Origin of the sequence: Streptomyces barringtoniae (genome assembly GCF_020819595.1) — a bacterium.
Classification (GTDB): Bacteria; Actinomycetota; Actinomycetes; order Streptomycetales; family Streptomycetaceae; genus Streptomyces; species Streptomyces barringtoniae.
In genome coordinates this window covers 407,369-422,500 of sequence record NZ_JAJHNP010000006.1, presented here as the reverse complement: position 1 = coordinate 422,500, position 15,132 = coordinate 407,369, and the positions used below count along the sequence as shown (strand labels likewise).

Annotated in this window: 16 protein-coding genes; 11 read left to right on the top strand and 5 right to left on the bottom strand. The window is 71.9% G+C overall.

Features of this window, described 5'->3' with window-relative positions:
- The first annotated feature begins 5 nt into the window (after positions 1–5).
- The 4 genes from ybeY to LMU33_RS13510 are packed head-to-tail and all read left to right on the top strand — an operon-like array spanning position 6 to position 3,232.
- On the top strand, positions 6–503 hold the full coding sequence (ybeY, locus tag LMU33_RS13525; RefSeq protein ID WP_228620399.1) for an rRNA maturation RNase YbeY: 498 nt from the start codon (positions 6–8) through the stop codon (positions 501–503).
- 9 nt (positions 504–512) lie between these two features.
- Positions 513–1,814, top strand: coding sequence for a hemolysin family protein (locus LMU33_RS13520; protein ID WP_228620397.1), 1,302 nt, complete (start codon positions 513–515; stop codon positions 1,812–1,814).
- Positions 1,811–2,170 (top strand): MmcQ/YjbR family DNA-binding protein, encoded by a 360-nt coding sequence (locus LMU33_RS13515; protein WP_228620395.1) that lies wholly within the window; start codon positions 1,811–1,813, stop codon positions 2,168–2,170. The genes LMU33_RS13520 and LMU33_RS13515 overlap by 4 nt, the downstream gene beginning before the upstream one ends.
- A 42-nt stretch (positions 2,171–2,212) precedes the next feature.
- The gene (locus LMU33_RS13510; protein ID WP_228620393.1) at positions 2,213–3,232 is read left to right on the top strand and encodes a S66 family peptidase; all 1,020 of its coding nucleotides are present in this window, start codon (positions 2,213–2,215) and stop codon (positions 3,230–3,232) included.
- Here the strand turns inward: LMU33_RS13510 and LMU33_RS13505 are convergent.
- Positions 3,217–4,647, bottom strand: coding sequence for an MFS transporter (locus LMU33_RS13505; RefSeq protein ID WP_228620391.1), 1,431 nt, complete (start codon positions 4,645–4,647; stop codon positions 3,217–3,219). The two genes, LMU33_RS13510 and LMU33_RS13505, sit on opposite strands and share 16 nt — an antisense overlap.
- A gap of 163 nt (positions 4,648–4,810) precedes the next feature.
- Between LMU33_RS13505 and LMU33_RS13500 the strand changes: the two genes are divergently transcribed.
- The 5 genes from LMU33_RS13500 (at position 4,811) to LMU33_RS13480 (ending at position 9,293) form a co-directional block, all read left to right on the top strand.
- A complete protein-coding gene (locus tag LMU33_RS13500) occupies positions 4,811–5,632 on the top strand; it encodes a helix-turn-helix transcriptional regulator (RefSeq protein ID WP_228620512.1) in 822 nt (273 codons plus the stop codon).
- Between the two features lie 28 nt (positions 5,633–5,660).
- Positions 5,661–6,014 carry a cytidine deaminase-like protein gene (locus LMU33_RS13495; RefSeq protein WP_228620389.1) on the top strand — a complete coding sequence of 118 codons (354 nt, stop codon included), beginning with the start codon at positions 5,661–5,663 and terminating at the stop codon, positions 6,012–6,014.
- A gap of 207 nt (positions 6,015–6,221) precedes the next feature.
- Entirely contained in the window at positions 6,222–6,698 is a 477-nt protein-coding gene (locus LMU33_RS13490) for a hypothetical protein (RefSeq protein ID WP_228620388.1), read from the top strand.
- 152 nt (positions 6,699–6,850) lie between these two features.
- Complete coding sequence (locus LMU33_RS13485; protein ID WP_228620386.1) at positions 6,851–8,188, top strand: beta-xylosidase; 1,338 nt, start codon at positions 6,851–6,853, stop codon at positions 8,186–8,188.
- 79 nt (positions 8,189–8,267) lie between these two features.
- On the top strand, positions 8,268–9,293 hold the full coding sequence (locus tag LMU33_RS13480; RefSeq protein ID WP_228620384.1) for a WxL protein peptidoglycan domain-containing protein: 1,026 nt from the start codon (positions 8,268–8,270) through the stop codon (positions 9,291–9,293).
- Here the strand turns inward: LMU33_RS13480 and LMU33_RS13475 are convergent.
- Positions 9,187–9,525, bottom strand: coding sequence for a P-II family nitrogen regulator (locus LMU33_RS13475; RefSeq protein WP_228620382.1), 339 nt, complete (start codon positions 9,523–9,525; stop codon positions 9,187–9,189). The genes LMU33_RS13480 and LMU33_RS13475 overlap by 107 nt on opposite strands.
- Entirely contained in the window at positions 9,522–10,838 is a 1,317-nt protein-coding gene (locus tag LMU33_RS13470) for an ammonium transporter (protein ID WP_228620380.1), read from the bottom strand. The genes LMU33_RS13475 and LMU33_RS13470 overlap by 4 nt, the downstream gene beginning before the upstream one ends.
- Positions 10,839–11,013: 175 nt before the next feature.
- Between LMU33_RS13470 and era the strand changes: the two genes are divergently transcribed.
- Positions 11,014–11,967: a GTPase Era gene (era, locus tag LMU33_RS13465; RefSeq protein WP_228620378.1), complete on the top strand. Its 954-nt coding sequence runs from the start codon at positions 11,014–11,016 to the stop codon at positions 11,965–11,967.
- 19 nt (positions 11,968–11,986) lie between these two features.
- On the opposite strand, the gene LMU33_RS13460 is transcribed toward era, so the two are convergent.
- Positions 11,987–12,841: a helix-turn-helix transcriptional regulator gene (locus LMU33_RS13460; protein ID WP_228620377.1), complete on the bottom strand. Its 855-nt coding sequence runs from the start codon at positions 12,839–12,841 to the stop codon at positions 11,987–11,989.
- A 123-nt stretch (positions 12,842–12,964) separates the two neighbouring features.
- Here LMU33_RS13460 and LMU33_RS13455 point away from each other — a divergent pair, with 123 nt between their 5' ends.
- On the top strand, positions 12,965–13,819 hold the full coding sequence (locus tag LMU33_RS13455) for an NAD-dependent epimerase/dehydratase family protein (RefSeq protein ID WP_228620375.1): 855 nt from the start codon (positions 12,965–12,967) through the stop codon (positions 13,817–13,819).
- Positions 13,820–13,869: 50 nt separating this feature from the next.
- Here the strand turns inward: LMU33_RS13455 and LMU33_RS13450 are convergent, their stop codons facing one another.
- Positions 13,870–15,123 (bottom strand): MFS transporter, encoded by a 1,254-nt coding sequence (locus LMU33_RS13450; protein WP_228620373.1) that lies wholly within the window; start codon positions 15,121–15,123, stop codon positions 13,870–13,872.
- Positions 15,124–15,132 lie beyond the last annotated feature (9 nt).

Sequence of the window (15,132 nt, the reverse complement as noted above, 5' to 3'; positions counted from 1 at the left end):
CGACCATGTCGATCGACGTCAACAACGAGTCCGGCACCGAGGTCGACGAGCAGGCGATCCTCGACATCGCCCGCTACGCGCTCGCGCGGATGCGTATCCACCCGCTGTCCGAGCTCTCGGTGATCGTCGTGGACGCCGACGCCATGGAGCAGCTGCACATCCAGTGGATGGACCTGCCGGGTCCCACCGATGTCATGTCGTTCCCGATGGACGAGCTCAGGCCGCCGTCCAAGGACGACGAGGAGCCGCCGCAGGGGCTGCTCGGTGACATCGTGCTGTGCCCGGAGGTCGCCGCCAAGCAGGGCACCGAAGCCCCGACGCAGCACTCCATGGACGAGGAGCTCCAGCTGCTCACCGTCCACGGGGTGCTGCACCTGCTCGGCTACGACCACGAGGAGCCGGACGAGAAGGCGGAGATGTTCGGGCTCCAGGCGGCCATCGTGGACGGCTGGCGGGCCGAGCGCGGGCTGACCGGGCCGTCTCCGGCGCCGACCGTCTCATAAGCGGGCCGTATGTCTCCGCAGATCGTGATCGGCGCGATCGCGCTGGTCGTCGTCGCCTGGCTCGCCGCCTGCGCGGAGGCGGGCCTGGCCCGGATGTCCAGTTTCCGCGCCGAGGAGGCCGTGAAGTCCGGCCGCCGCGGCAGCGCGAAGCTGGCCCAGGTCGCCGCGGACCCCACCCGCTATCTGAACGTGGCCCTGCTGGTCCGCGTCGCCTGCGAGATGGCGGCCGCCGCCCTGGTGACGTACGCCTGCCTGGAGGAGTTCACCGCCACCTGGCAGGCCCTGCTGGTCGCCATCGGGGTCATGGTCCTGGTGTCGTACGTCGCCGTGGGTGTGTCCCCGCGGACCATCGGCCGCCAGCACCCGCTGAACACCGCGACCGTGGCGGCGTACGTGCTGCTGCCGCTGGCCCGGATCATGGGGCCGATCCCGTCCCTGCTCATCCTCATCGGCAACGCCCTCACCCCCGGCAAGGGCTTCAGGCGCGGCCCGTTCGCCTCCGAGGCCGAACTGCGCGCGCTGGTCGACCTCGCCGAGAAGGAGTCGCTGATCGAGGACGAGGAGCGCCGCATGGTGCACTCGGTCTTCGAGCTGGGCGACACGCTCGTCCGCGAGGTCATGGTGCCGCGCACCGACCTGGTCACCATCGAGCGCTTCAAGACCATCCGGCAGGCCCTCACCCTCGCCCTGCGCTCCGGGTTCTCCCGGATCCCGGTCACCGGCGAGAGCGAGGACGACATCGTCGGGATCGTGTATCTGAAGGACCTGGTCCGCAAGACGCACATCAGCCGGGAGGCGGAGGGCGACCTGGTCTCGACCGCCATGCGGCCCGCCGCCTTCGTGCCGGACACCAAGAACGCCGGTGACCTGCTGCGCGAGATGCAGAAGGAACGCAACCACGTCGCCGTCGTCATCGACGAGTACGGCGGCACCGCAGGCATCGTCACCATCGAGGACATCCTCGAGGAGATCGTCGGCGAGATCACCGACGAGTACGACCGGGAGCTCCCGCCCGTGGAGGACCTCGGCGACGACCGCTTCCGGGTCACCGCCCGCCTGGACATCACCGACCTCGGCGAGCTGTACGGCCTGGAGGAGTACGACGACGAGGACGTGGAGACCGTCGGAGGACTGCTCGCCAAGGCCCTCGGCCGGGTGCCCATCGCGGGCGCGTCCGCCGAGGTCGAGCTGCCCGACGAGCGCCGGCTGAAGCTGACAGCGGAGGCCGCGGCCGGACGCCGGAACAAGATCATCACGGTATTGGTGGAGCCCGTCCCCGTGCCGGCCGCCGAGGAGGCGAAACCCGAGTGACGCCCGAGCGGCTGCGCGCCTTCTGCCTGTCCTTCAACGCCGCCGAGGAGGACTTCCCGTTCAACCCGGACACCTCGGTCTTCAAGGTGCTGGGCAAGCTGTTCGCCCTGACGCGGCTGGACGCGCGGCCCCTGACGGTCAACCTCAAGTGCGACCCGGAGGACGCGATCCGGCTGCGCGCCGAGCACGAGGGGCTGATCATCCCCGGGTATCACATGAACAAGCGGCACTGGAACACCGTGACGGTGGACGGCGGGCTGCCCGAGCGGCTGGTGAAAGAGCTGATCGAGGACTCGTACGACCTAGTCGTGGCCGGGCTGCCGCGGACGGAGCGGCTGCGGCTGGACCGGCGGTAATTCCGTTGCCGGGGGCGGGCGGTGAGGGGTCGGATGTACCGCATGAGCATCAGATATCCGCGCCCCCTGCGCCCCGGTGACCGTGTCGGTGTGACCTCTCCCTCCGCCGGAGTGGCCAAGGAACTCCAGGGGCGGCTCGATGTCGCGGTCCGGGAGATCGAGGCGCGCGGGTACGAGGTGGTCGTCGGCCGGTGCATGGACGGCTCGGCGCACACCAGTGCGCCGGCCGCCGAGCGCGCGGCCGAGCTGACCGAGATGCTGACCGATCCGGAGATCCGCGCCGTCGTGCCCCCGTGGGGCGGCGAGTTGGCCATCGACCTGCTGCCGTCGCTGGACTTCGAGGCGATCCGGCGGGCCGAGCCGACCTGGGTCGTCGGCTATTCCGACATGTCCACGATCATCACGCCGCTGACCCTGCTCACCGGGGTCGCGACCGTGCACGGCAACAACCTCATGGACACGCCGTACCGGGCGCCGGAGGGGCTGCTGTCCTGGCTGGACGTCGTGGCCGCGCCGCAGGGGGAGCCGTTCACACAGACGCCGCCCGGGCGGTACCGGTCCGGCGGGTACGACGACTGGCGGCGCCACCCGGAGGTGCGGGAGCTCACCCTGGACGCGCAGGGCACCTGGACCCGGCTCGACGGCGACGGGGACGTCGACGTCGAGGGACGACTCGTCGGCGGGTGCATCGAGACCCTCGCCAACCTCGCGGGCACGCCGTACCTGAACACCTCGTCCTTCGCCACCGGTGAGCCGCTGCTCGTCTATGTCGAGGCCTGCGAGGACAACGCGTTCACCATCTGCCGCAACCTGCACGGCATGCGTCTCGCCGGCTTCTTCGACCGCGCCGCGGCCGTCCTCGTCGGCCGCACCCACGCCCCCGACAGCCGCACCCTCACCCAGCACCAGGCGGTGCTCGACGCGCTCGGGCCGCTCGGGGTGCCGATCGTCGCCGATGTCGAGTGCGGGCATGTCGCGCCCTTCCTTCCGCTGGTCAACGGCGCGCGCGGCCGTGTGGTGCACACGGCCGCGCGGAGCGGGATCGTTCAGACGCTGGACTGACGGCCGCGCAGGCCGAGTCCGACCAGGACGGCGGCGGCGAGGACGATCGCGGCGTCCAGGGCGAGGACCGTGCGGACGCCGGCCAGCAGATCGCCGGAGGTGGTGGCCAGGACGCCCAGCAGCGGGATGCCGACCGTGATGCCGACCTGCTGGGTGGAGGTCACCAGACCGGTGGCCAGGCCCTGCTCCTCGTCCGGGACACCGGAGGTGACGGTCAGGCCGTACGAGATGATCGCACCCAGGTGGAACATGCTGGCCACGGAGACGGCCGCCGTGGCGAGCCAGACCGACCAGACGTGGGAGTTCAGCAGGAGCAGCGTCGCGATCAGCGCGCCCTGGCCGGTCAGCGAGCCGACCAGGGTGCGGCGGGCGCCGAAGCGGCCGATCACCTTCGGGGCGCGGGTGCCGGCGAAGGCCGACAGCACACCCTGGACGCCGAAGACCAGGCCCGTCTCGAAGGCCGACAGGCGCAGGATCTCCTGGAGGTACAGGGTCAGGACGAAGATGACGGTGGACATCATCGAGAAGGTGACCAGGCCGCCCACGTTCCCCCAGGCCACCGTGCGGCGGCGCAGCATCGGCAGGGAGACGAGCGGGGCTGCCGTACGGGATTCGACGACCGTGAACGCGGCCAGCAGGAGCACGCCGGCGATCAGCCCCGCGACGACGTCGGTGCGGCCGAAGCCGTGGTCGGCGGCCGTGGACAGGGCGTAGATCAGGGACAGCAGGCCGGCGGTGACGGTGACCGCGCCGGGCACGTCCAGGCGCGGACGTTCCGGGGTGCGCGACTCCGGCAGCAGGCCCGGCGCCAGCGGCAGCACGATCAGCGCGAACACCGACAGCAGGGCCATCGTGGAGCGCCAGCCGAGCGCGTCCGTCAGCACACCGCCCGCGACCATGCCGATGGTGAAGCCCAGCGACAGCAGCGTGCCGGAGATGCCGAGGGCGCGGTCGCGGGCCGGGCCCTCCGGGAAGGTGGTGGTCAGCAGGGACATGCCGGTCGGGACGATCGCCGCCGCGCCGAGACCCTGCAGGGCGCGTCCGACGAGGAAGGACGCCGGGTCCCAGGCCAGGGTGGCCAGCAGCGAGGCCGCGCCGAACAGGGCCAGGCCGGTCAGGAACAGCTTGCGGCGGCCGTACAGGTCGCCGATGCGGCCGAAGAGCAGCAGGAAGCCGCCGGAGGGCAGCGCGAACGCGGTGACCGCCCACTGCAGGGCCGAGCGGCTCATGCCGAGGTCGGTGCCGAGTTCCGGCAGGGCCACGTTCAGGACGGAGAAGTCCAGCGCGACCATGAACTGGGCGGCGCACAGGACGAACAGGACGAGCTTGTCACGCGTCGACAACCGGGGTGGCCGGGGGGTGTCGAGCGGTGTGCCCGTGGAGGTGGTGGTCTGGGTGGTGGTGTCGATCGCCATGGCAAGAGCTTCGGGCGAACGGAATACCGGTGGGGAGTCGGAACTTATGGTGGTGGTGGCACCACCAGTCACGACGGGGACCAGCACGACGGGGGAGGAGCGGTACGTGCCTGCTGCTGAGGCGACGAGGAGTCAACGGCGCGAAGAGCTGCGCGAGTTCCTGATGAGCCGGCGGGCCCGGGTCAGCCCGGCGGAGGCCGGGCTGCCCGTCGGCGGCGGCCGGCGCCGTACGCCCGGACTGCGCCGGGAGGAGGTCGCGGTGCTCGCCGGCGTGGGCGCCTCCTGGTACCAGTGGCTGGAGCAGGGGCGGGAGATCTCCGTCTCCCCGCAGGTGCTCGACGCGGTCGCCCGGGTGCTGCGGCTGAGCGACGCCGAGCGCCGGCATCTGTACCTGCTGGCCGGGATGAACCCGCCGGCGCCCGAAGTGGCACCGGAGAAGCGGGACATGTGCGACGGGCTGCGTCGGCTGATCGACACCTGGATGCCGTATCCGGCGCACATCATGGACCTGTACTACAACTGCGTGATGTACAACGACGCGGCAGCCATCGTGCTCGGCATGCGGCCGGACATCACGCAGAACTGTCTCGTCGACTTCTTCCTCGACCCGTTGTACCGCTCGCGCAGCCACAGCTGGGAGGAGAACGCCCGTACGGTCGTGGCGCAGTTCCGGGCGGCGTGTGCGGCGCGGCCGGACGACGAGGGGTTCCGGGCGGTGCTCGCCGAGGTGAGCGAGGCCAGCGCCGAGTTCCGGGCGATGTGGGCCGAGCGGGACATCGAGGACCAGGGGCAGATCCGCAAGGAGCTGGAGCATCCGCTGGTCGGCCTGCTGGTCGTGGAGTCGACGGTGATGAAGGTGCCGGCCCGGCCCGATCTGATGATCGTGCTGCACACTCCGCTGGACGAGGCGAACACCGCGGCGAAGCTGGAGTGGCTGGCCTCCCCGGAGGGGCGGCGGGGCGCGATGTACCCCGTGGCGGGGTGAACGGGGCCGGGCTTCGTATGCTCTGGGCATGACCGAGAGCAACGCGCTTGACCCCGAGGACCGCAAGATCGTGACCCTGGCCCGTTCCGTGCGGGCCCGCAACGGTGTGCCGGAGGGGGCGGCCGTACGGGACGAGACCGGGCGGACCTATGTCGCCGGGTCGGTTGCGCTGCCCTCGCTGCGGCTGAGCGCGCTGCGGACGGCTGTCGCCATGGCGGTGGCGTCCGGTGCGACGTCGCTGGAGGCGGCGGCCGTGGTCGGTGAGGCGGAGTCGGTGCCGGCGGAGGACCTGGCTGCGGTTGCCGATCTCGGGGGTGCGGGAACGCCGGTGTTGCTGGCCGGGCCCGACGGTGTCGTGCGGGAGACCGTTTCCGCCGGCTGACGTACCGAAGTACCGGCCGAACGAAAGGTCGGCCGGAATTCAACCTTGTCGTCGTCCTCCCCTCGCGCATCAATGGAGCCGTACGTTTCCGACGGGCCGTCAGATCCGCACCGCCGACGCAGTGTGCCGTACCGCCTGCGCAGGCCTCTCGCCCGTCGGTGTCCCCCCCCACATCGCACTCCCCACAGGGAAGGGAAGCGGATCCCCATGAGAGGCAAGCGCACGGCAATGGGTGCGGCACTGGCCGCCGGGGTCCTCGCGGTCACCGGTCTGGCCTTCGCGCCCTCCGCGGCCGCCGTCACCCCACAGTCGGCGACCATCACCGCGAGCTGCGGCATCTTCGGCGGCGGAGCGGCCACGCTCACCGCCACCCAGAGCGGCACCTCGGCCACCGTCACCCTCACCTCCTCCGCGATCACCGCGCCGGTCGCGGTCGCGCAGGACTCCATCTCCTCCACCCTCACCCTGGCCAAGTCCGGCGGCGGATCCGTGGTGTTCAGCGGGACCAGGAACCCCGCCATGAACACCGGCGACGCCGTCAGCGTCGGCCCGCTGCCCGGCACCGTCGCCTCCGGTGACAGCCTGGACGCCTACGGCGGCTCGCTGAAGATGGTGATCTTCGGGGTCACCGTGACCTGCACGGCGAACGGTCCCCAGTCGCCCGGCCCCTTCGTCTTCGACTGACTGAACTGAGCGATGTGTTCCGGATGCCGCAGAAACTGATGATCCGTCAGATTTCTGCGGCATCTCCATTGACTTCTCACCGCCGCTCCACATCAATGCCCCCTGTCGGCGCAGACGAGCCGCTGCGCCCGCAACCCTCAGGAGGGGGCCCCATGGGTTCGACACCCCCAAGACCACGAAGATCCCGACGGTGGCGCTGGGCGTCGCTGTTCGGGGCGACCGCGCTCGCGGTCACCGCGGGCGGCGCGCTGGCCTTCCCGGCCGGTGCCGCCGGCACGAACGTGAACTTCGCCACGCACTGCATCCCGCCCGCCGTCGCGGGCATCCCGCCGATCGACGGCACCACGACCGCCAACGTGTCGGTGGACAACACCAACCCCAAGGTCGGCGACACCGTCACCGTCACGTACACGGTGGTCACCGCCGCCGCCAGCAACCCCACCGACCTGGCCCTGCCCGCCGACATCATGACCCCGACCGGGAAGGTGACCCTCGGCGGCGCCCAGACGGGAGACGTGACCGTCGCCGGACCGAAGAAGAACCCACCGGTGCCGGGGAAGGCCGCCTTCCCGTCCTTCTCCATGACCGGCACGTTCACCGTGACCAAGGCCGGGCAGATCACCCTCTCGCCCGGCGACTACAACATCCACACCAGCTACATCCTCGAGCTGGACACCCCGTGCACGGTCACCAATCCGCCCGCCCCGGTGTCCCAGACCGTCACCGCGACCGACGGCACTCCGGCCAACACCCGGGCCATCTCCCTGGGTTCGGCCTCCGGTGACCCGGGGGCCAGTGTCACGGTGAACGGTACGAACTTCACGCCGGGCGCCACCGTCACCCTGGCCGGGCGGTCCGGGAACCAGCAGACGGCCGACACGGCCACCGCGACCGCGAACGCCCAGGGATCCTTCAGCGGCTCGCTGGCCGTCAACGACAAGACGACGACCGGGATCGTGGCCTACGAGGGCGCCTCCTGGAGCGCGGACAAGGGCGCCGGCCCAGCGGCCTACGTCGTCAACGACAACTCGCCCGTCCCGCCGGGCAGCCAGAAGCTGACGACCACCGTCAAGGCGGGCACGCTGTCCATGTCCCAGGCCGGGGACTCCGTCGCGCTGTCGGCGGTCGACTTCGGCAGGGGCGGGGCCTCGACCGGCAAGCTTCAGACCGTGACCGTGCAGGACTTCCGCGGCGGGCCCGCGGGCTGGTCCCTGACCGGCAAGGTCACCGACCTCACCGGTCCCGGCGGCAAGATCGCCGCCGGGAAGCTGAGCTGGACGCCGGCGTGCGCGACCAAGGCGGGCAGCCCCAGCACCTGCAAGGCCGGCTCGGCGGGCGCCGTGGGCTCCTCGGGGGCGACCCTGGCACAGACCTCCGACGGCACGCTCACCGGCGGTGAGTTCACCGTCGACGCCGGACTCTCCCTGGACGTACCGGCGTTCACGCCCCCGGGCGCGTACTCCGGTGTGCTCACGCTGACGCTCTCCTGAGCGTGCGGGCGTCCGCACCCGCCCGTTGCCCCGTCTCCCGTCCGTGCTTCTCCGTGCTCTTCCGTGGGGGTCCGCACCCATGCGCAAGCTGTACGTCCTCCTCCTGAGCCTGCTCTGTATCCCGGGCCTGCCCATGGGCACCGCGCACGCCGCCGACAACGGCAGCTGGTCCGTCTACCCGGTCGCCTCGAAGATCGCCGCGCGGCCCTACTTCTACCTCTCGGCCGACCCCGGCCAGACCCTCGCCGACAAGGTCGCCGTCCAGAACAAGACCGGCGGGCCGCTCACCTTCCGCCTCTACGCGGCCGATGCCTACAACACCGCCCGGGACGGCGGTTTCGCCGTACGCACGCTGAAGGAGCGGATGCGCGGGGTGGGCGCGTGGGCGAAGCCCGCCAAGGACCGGGTCACCGTGCCCGGACATCGCACCGTCACCGTGCCGTTCACGCTGCACGTCCCGGACGGGGCCGAACCCGGCGACCATCCGGGTGCCATCGTCGCCCTGGACGAGCATGTCGACCCCGGCAGCGGATCACCGGCTCTCGGGGTGCAGCGGGCGGTCGGCGCCCGGGTCTACCTCCGGGTCGGCGGGCCCACGCTGCCCGCGCTCTCCGTCGGGCAGCTGCACATCAGCCACCACCAGCCCCTGATGCCGGGGCTCGGCACCGCCACGGCGACCGTCTCCTACACCCTGCGCAACACCGGGAACGTCACCCTCGACCCGAAGGTGGAGCTGAAGGCACGCGGGCTGTTCGGCCGTACGCTGCTCGACCGCGAGCTGACCCGGGTGCCGTCCGAGCTGCTGCCGGGACAGCGGGTCCGGCTCACCGAGACCTGGTCCGGCGCGCCCCAACTCGACCTGGCCGACCTGACGTTGACGGCGAGCGCGCCGGGCACCCGGCAGTCGGCGAGCGCCTCCTTCCTCGCGCTGCCGTGGCTGGTCGCGGCGCTGGTGTTCGTCGCGGGCGCGGTGACCGGGACGCTGGGCGTCAGGGCCGTCAGAGCGCGTCGGGGCCGCGTTCGCCGGTCCGCACGCGTACGACCGTCTCCACGGGCACGGCCCACACCTTCCCGTCCCCGATCTTCCCCGTCTGCGCGGCCCTGACGATCGCGTCGATCACGGGCTCGGCGTCGGCGTCCTCCACGACGACCTCGATGCGCACCTTCGGCACCAGGTCGACGCGGTACTCGGCGCCCCGGTACACCTCGGTGTGGCCGCGCTGCCGGCCGTAGCCGCTCGCCTCGGTCACGGTCAGACCGTGCACACCCAGCTCCTGCAGGGCGGTCTTGACCGCGTCCAGACGGTACGGCTTGACGATCGCGGTGATGAGCTTCATGCCTGGGTGTCGACCTTCTGCGTGCTGGTGCCGGTGAGGACGGAGTGGGTTACCGGGGCGCCGTGGCCCAGGACCCCGTGATCGTAAGCCGTCTCGGCGTGCACCGTAAGGTCCAGGCCGGTGTGCTCCTGCTCCTCGCTCGCGCGCAGGCCCATCGCCTTGTCGAGCAGTTTCCCGAGGCCGTACGTCACCGCGAAGGCGTAGACGGCCACGACCACCACGGCGAGCAGCTGCCTGCCGAGCGGGGCGAGTCCGCCGCCGTAGAACAGGCCCTCCGTGCCGCCGGTCATCGCCTTCTCGGCGAACAGGCCGATCAGCAGGGTGCCGATGATGCCGCCGACCAGGTGGACGCCGACGACGTCCAGGGAGTCGTCGTAGTTCAGCCTGAACTTCCAGCTGACCGCGTAGGAGCAGACGACACCGGCGGCGAGGCCGACGATCAGCGCGCCGAGCAGGGAGACCGTGCCGCAGGAGGGCGTGATCGCCACGAGACCGGCCACCGCGCCGGAGGCGGCGCCCAGGGTGGTGGGGTGTCCGTCCCGCTTCTGCTCGACGAACAGCCAGCCGAGCAGGCCGGTGCAGCCGGCGGCGAGGGTGTTGAGGAAGGCGGCCGCGGCGAGACCGTTCGCGCCGAACGCGCTGCCCGCGTTGAAACCGAACCAGCCGAACCAGAGCAGACCGGCGCCCAGGATCACCATGGGCAGGTTGTGCGGGCGCATCGCGTCCTTCTTGAAGCCGAGACGCGGGCCGAGGACCAGGCACAGGGCGAGACCGGAGGCGCCGGAGGTGATCTCGACGGGCAGCCCGCCCGCGAAGTCGAGCGCGCCGAGCCTGCCGGCGATCCAGCCGCCGGGGCCCCACACCCAGTGGGTGATCGGAACGTATACGAGCAGGGCCCACGCCGGGACGAAGACCAGCCACGCCGAGAATTTCGTACGGTCGGCGACCGCGCCGCTGATCAGGGCGGCCGTGATGATCGCGAAGGTGAGCTGGAAGGTGGCGAAGAGGGCGGTGGGGACGGTGCCGTGCACGCTGCCCGGGGTGATGTGCGCCATGCCGGCGTGGTGGAGCCCGCCGATGAGCCCGCCGAACGCGTCGTCGCCGAAGGCGAGGGAATAGCCGGCCGCCAGCCAGACCACCGTGACCAGGGCGATCGACACGAAACTCATCATCAGCATGTTGAGGACGCTCTTCGTGCGGACCATGCCGCCGTAGAAGAGGGCCAGGCCCGGGGTCATCAGCAGGACGAGGGCGGTCGCGGCGAGCAGCCAGGCGGTGTCGCCGGTGTCGACGTGCGCGGCGGCGAGGGTCACGGGCGTCTCCAACAGGTGTGCGGGCTCGTCAGAGGGTCACCGGTGTGCGTTTCCGGTTGCGTACAGGTGTGTTTCCGTGACGTTTCGTTGCGTGCGGGTTTCCGGAACCTCACCGGGAGATGCGGTGCGCACCGCTGGTACGGCGGGGTCCTGTGGATCAGGGACAATGAACGCCATGAGCGTTCGTACCCCGTCATCCGAAGAGCCGGTCGAGACCGTCCACCGCGCCGGCTTCGCCTGCTTCGTGGGCCGCCCCAACGCGGGCAAGTCCACCCTCACGAACGCTCTGGTCGGGCAGAAGGTGGCGATCACCGCCAACCAGCCGCAGACGACGCGGCACACGGTGCGTGGGATCGTGCACCGGCCGGACGCCCAGCTGATCCTCGTGGACACCCCGGGACTGCACAAGCCGCGCACGCTGCTCGGCGAGCGGCTCAACGACGTCGTACGGACGACGTGGGCCGAGGTCGACGTGATCGGCTTCTGCCTGCCGGCGAACGAGAAGATCGGACCCGGCGACCGCTTCATCGCCAAGGAACTGGCCGGGATCCGCAAGACCCCGAAGGTCGCCGTCGTCACCAAGACCGACCTGGTCGACTCCAAGACCCTGGCCGAGCAGCTGATCGCGATCGACCAGCTCGGCAAGGACCTGGGCATCGAGTGGGCGGAGATCGTGCCGGTGTCGGCGGTCGGCGCCAAGCAGGTGGATCTCCTGGCCGACCTCCTCGTCCCCCTCCTCCCCGAGGGCCCGGCCCTCTACCCCGAGGGCGACCTCACGGACGAGCCCGAGCAGGTCATGATCGCGGAGCTCATCCGCGAGGCGGCCCTGGAGGGCGTCCGCGACGAACTGCCGCACTCCATCGCCGTGGTCGTGGAGGAGATGCTCCCGCGCGAGGACCGCCCCGCGGACCGTCCCCTCCTGGACATCCACGCCAACGTCTACATCGAGCGCCCCAGCCAGAAGGGCATCATCATCGGCCCCAAGGGCAAGCGCCTGAAGGAGGTCGGCATCAAGTCCCGCAAACACATCGAGGCCCTGCTCGGCACGCCCGTCTTCCTCGACCTGCACGTGAAGGTCGCCAAGGACTGGCAGCGGGACCCGAAGCAGCTGCGCAGGCTGGGGTTCTGATCGAGGGCGCACTGAGGGGCTAACCGACGGCATCCCGGGAGGTCATGTCCTGCAGCCCCACCACCCTCAGCAGTTGCAGCCGCTCGTGGGAGTCCGTGCCCGGGCGGGCTGTGTGGAGGATGAGGTGGTGGCGGTGGTCGTCGGTCAGGAGGACCTCGCAGTCGAGTTCGAGGAGGCCCACCACCGGGTGCCGGAAACGCTTCGTCGTGCTGCGCCGCACCGCCACCTCGTGTTCGTCCCAGAGGCGGGCGAACTCCTCGCTGGCGGCGCGGAGTTCGGCCACCAGGGCGGCCGGTCCGGGGTCGCCGGGCCGGGCGGCGGCCACCGCGCGCAGGTTCGCCACGTGCTGCCGCGCGTGGTCCGGAACGTCCTCCGGCGGGAAGAGGCCGCGCCCCGCCGGGTCCAGGAAGAAGCGGCGCACCAGGTTGCGTTCGCGCGGCGGGCGGGCCAGCGCGTCGCCCGAGAGAGCCCTGGACATCGCGTTCTGCGCCAGGACCTCCCCGCAGTCCGTCACCACGAGCGCCGGCGCGTCGTGCAGCCGGTCCAGCACCAGCAGCAGCCCGGGCCGGACGTGGGCGGAGGCCGTCTCCCGGCGGGGCGGCTCCTCCCCCGCCAGGTGGAAGAGGTGGTCCAGCTCGTCGTCGGTCAGGCGCAGCGCCCGGGCCAGTGCCGTGAGCATCTGGCGGGACGGGCGCGGGCCCCGGCACTGTTCCAGCCGGGTGTAGTAGTCGACCGACATGCCGGCCAGCGACGCCACCTCCTCCCGCCGCAGGCCCGGGGTACGGCGGCGGGCGCCGGGGGCCAGGCCCACATCGGTCGGGTCCAGGCGGGCACGGCCACGGCGCAGGAAGTCGGCGAGTTCGGTTCGGTTCACCTCTTCAGGGTGGGGCAGCGCGCGGGGGTTATCCAGGGAGTGCCGGTCCCCTGATCGGGAGGTCTCTCCCGGCCCGCGCGACACGGCCCGACAGTGGTGGCACCAGGTCGAGAGGAGCAGAAGATGCTGACATTGGTGACGGGCACCACGGGACAGGTCGGCCGGCGCTTCGTGCCGAGGCTGCTGGCGCAGCGGCAGCCCGGCGAACAGGTACGGGTCCTGGTGCGGGACGCGCCGCGCGGCGAGGCCTTCGCGGAACTGGGCGCCCAGGTCGCCGTCGGCGATCTGCGGGACGACGAGACGCTCGGCAAGGCGCTCGCCGGGGTGGACGCGGTCGTGAACATCGCGGCGTCCTTCCGCGGGGTGCCGGACGAGGAGGCGTGGGCCGTCAACCGGGACGCGGCCGTGGCCCTGGGCCGCGCCGCACTGGCCTCGGGGGTGCGGCGCTTCGTGCAGGTCAGCACGAGGCTGGTGTACGGCGTCGGGCGGGGCCGCCCGCTGATCGAGGACGACGAGACCCGGCCCGGCGGGGCGATGTGGGGCGCCTATCCCGAGTCCAAGGCGGCGGCCGAACGGGAACTGCTCGCGCTGGAGGGCATGGAGGTCCGGGTGGCCCGGCTGCCCTTCCTCTACGGCGAGGGCGATCCGCACCTGGCCCAGTCCCTGCGCTGGGCCGCGCACTGGGCGGCCACGCAGCGGCTGCACATGGGCCACCACGCCGACGTCGCCCAGGGGCTGTTGCGCCTGCTGTACGCACCGGCGGTGAGCGGCCCGGTCTACAACATCGCCGACGACGCCCCCGTCACGGCGGTCGAGCTGCACCAGCTCAACGGCGTCGAGCTGCCCGCCGACCTGCACACCCGGACCGACCCCGACCCCTGGCTGGGGATCATGTCCACCCGGAAGATCCGCCGGGACCTGGGATTCCGGCCCCTCCACCCGACCGTCTGGGCCGCCCGCGACGCCGGAGTCCTCTGAGGCCTCAGAGCCACCTGGCCGACCTGAGCCACCTGGCCCACCCGAGCCGCCTAGTCGACTCCCCTGATCCGCCCCACCAGCACCGCCCCCGCCAGCCCGATCACCGCCGCCGCCAGGTACAGCACCCGGTAGCCGCCCAGGTAGGTCACGATCGGCGCGGCCAGCGCGGGGGCGGCCACCTGGGGCAGGGCGTTGGCCACGTTGATGACTCCCAGATCCTTGCCCCGGTCCAGCGCCTTCGGCAGGACGTCCGTCATCAGCGCGAAGTCGACCGAGGTGAACACGCCGAAGCCGACACCCAGGACGGCCGCCGCCACGATCGCTCCGGGCCAGGTCTGCCAGCCGGCCAGGGCCGCCGTCGCCACCGCCATCAGCACGCCCGACCAGACGACGAACGGCTTGCGCCGGCCCACCCGGTCCGACCAGAGACCGCCCGCGACGACCGTCGCCACCAGCGTCAGGCTGTTGACCGCCGTCAGCACGAGCACCCCCTGGCCGGGGTCGGGGCGGTGCAGGCGGTCGCGCAGGTAGTACAGCAGGTACAGCAGCACCAGCGCATTGCTGAGGTTGATCAGGAACCGGGTCAGCCAGGCCCAGCCCAGGTCGGGATACCGGCGCGGGCTCAGCCAGAAACCCGCGAGGAAGCCGCGCCAGGCCCAGGGCGGGCGGTCCTCCGGCGACAGCCGCAGGTCGTCGTGGCGCAGCACGTACGGCAGCACGCCCGCCGCCGTGAACACCGCGCACGCCGCATACCCGGCCCCGGTCCCGCCGGCCACGGTCGCAAGTCCCGTGCCGCCGACCACGCCCAGGATCTGCGCCGCCCCCAGCCAGCCGCCCACAGCGCCCCGCTGGAGCCGGGGCACCCGGTCCGGCACGGCCGCGGTCACCGCCGCGAACGCCGCGTTCAGCGTGAGCTGCACCAGGCACCAGCCCACCGCCATGGACCACACCCCGCCCGCCCGCGCGAGCAGCAGCAGGGACAGCGCGCCGCCCGCCGCCCCGGCCACGATCCACGGCGTACGGCGGCCGGGCCGGGCGGTCGTACGGTCGGACAGGGCGCCGAAGAGCGGGTTGGCGAGCAGGGAGACCACCGCGCCGGCGCCGGTCACCCAGGCCAGCACCGTCTCCTTGGACATCCCGGAGCCGGGTGCGAAGTCCCCCGCCTGGGAGGCGAGCAGGATCTGCAGCGGGCCGAACCAGCCGACCCAGATCGCCCCGTTGGCCAGCGAGAGTGCCGCCGTCCAGCCCCGGCCGACCGGTTCGACGGGCTCGGCGAGGGCCGCCGAGGCGCGGACCGTGGTCATCTCCGTGCC

Excerpts from the sequence above, each read along its gene's own strand:
- ybeY (WP_228620399.1), top strand. The coding sequence starts at position 6 with ATGTCGATCGACGTCAACAACGAGTCCGGCACCGAGGTCGACGAGCAG.
- LMU33_RS13520 (WP_228620397.1), top strand. The coding sequence starts at position 513 with ATGTCTCCGCAGATCGTGATCGGCGCGATCGCGCTGGTCGTCGTCGCC.
- LMU33_RS13510 (WP_228620393.1), top strand. The coding sequence starts at position 2,213 with ATGAGCATCAGATATCCGCGCCCCCTGCGCCCCGGTGACCGTGTCGGT.
- LMU33_RS13505 (WP_228620391.1), bottom strand. The coding sequence starts at position 4,647 with ATGGCGATCGACACCACCACCCAGACCACCACCTCCACGGGCACACCG.
- LMU33_RS13500 (WP_228620512.1), top strand. The coding sequence starts at position 4,811 with ATGAGCCGGCGGGCCCGGGTCAGCCCGGCGGAGGCCGGGCTGCCCGTC.
- LMU33_RS13495 (WP_228620389.1), top strand. The coding sequence starts at position 5,661 with ATGACCGAGAGCAACGCGCTTGACCCCGAGGACCGCAAGATCGTGACC.
- LMU33_RS13490 (WP_228620388.1), top strand. The coding sequence starts at position 6,222 with ATGAGAGGCAAGCGCACGGCAATGGGTGCGGCACTGGCCGCCGGGGTC.
- LMU33_RS13485 (WP_228620386.1), top strand. The coding sequence starts at position 6,851 with ATGGGTTCGACACCCCCAAGACCACGAAGATCCCGACGGTGGCGCTGG.
- LMU33_RS13480 (WP_228620384.1), top strand. The coding sequence starts at position 8,268 with ATGCGCAAGCTGTACGTCCTCCTCCTGAGCCTGCTCTGTATCCCGGGC.
- LMU33_RS13475 (WP_228620382.1), bottom strand. The coding sequence starts at position 9,525 with ATGAAGCTCATCACCGCGATCGTCAAGCCGTACCGTCTGGACGCGGTC.
- era (WP_228620378.1), top strand. The coding sequence starts at position 11,014 with ATGAGCGTTCGTACCCCGTCATCCGAAGAGCCGGTCGAGACCGTCCAC.
- LMU33_RS13455 (WP_228620375.1), top strand. The coding sequence starts at position 12,965 with ATGCTGACATTGGTGACGGGCACCACGGGACAGGTCGGCCGGCGCTTC.
- LMU33_RS13450 (WP_228620373.1), bottom strand. The coding sequence starts at position 15,123 with ATGACCACGGTCCGCGCCTCGGCGGCCCTCGCCGAGCCCGTCGAACCG.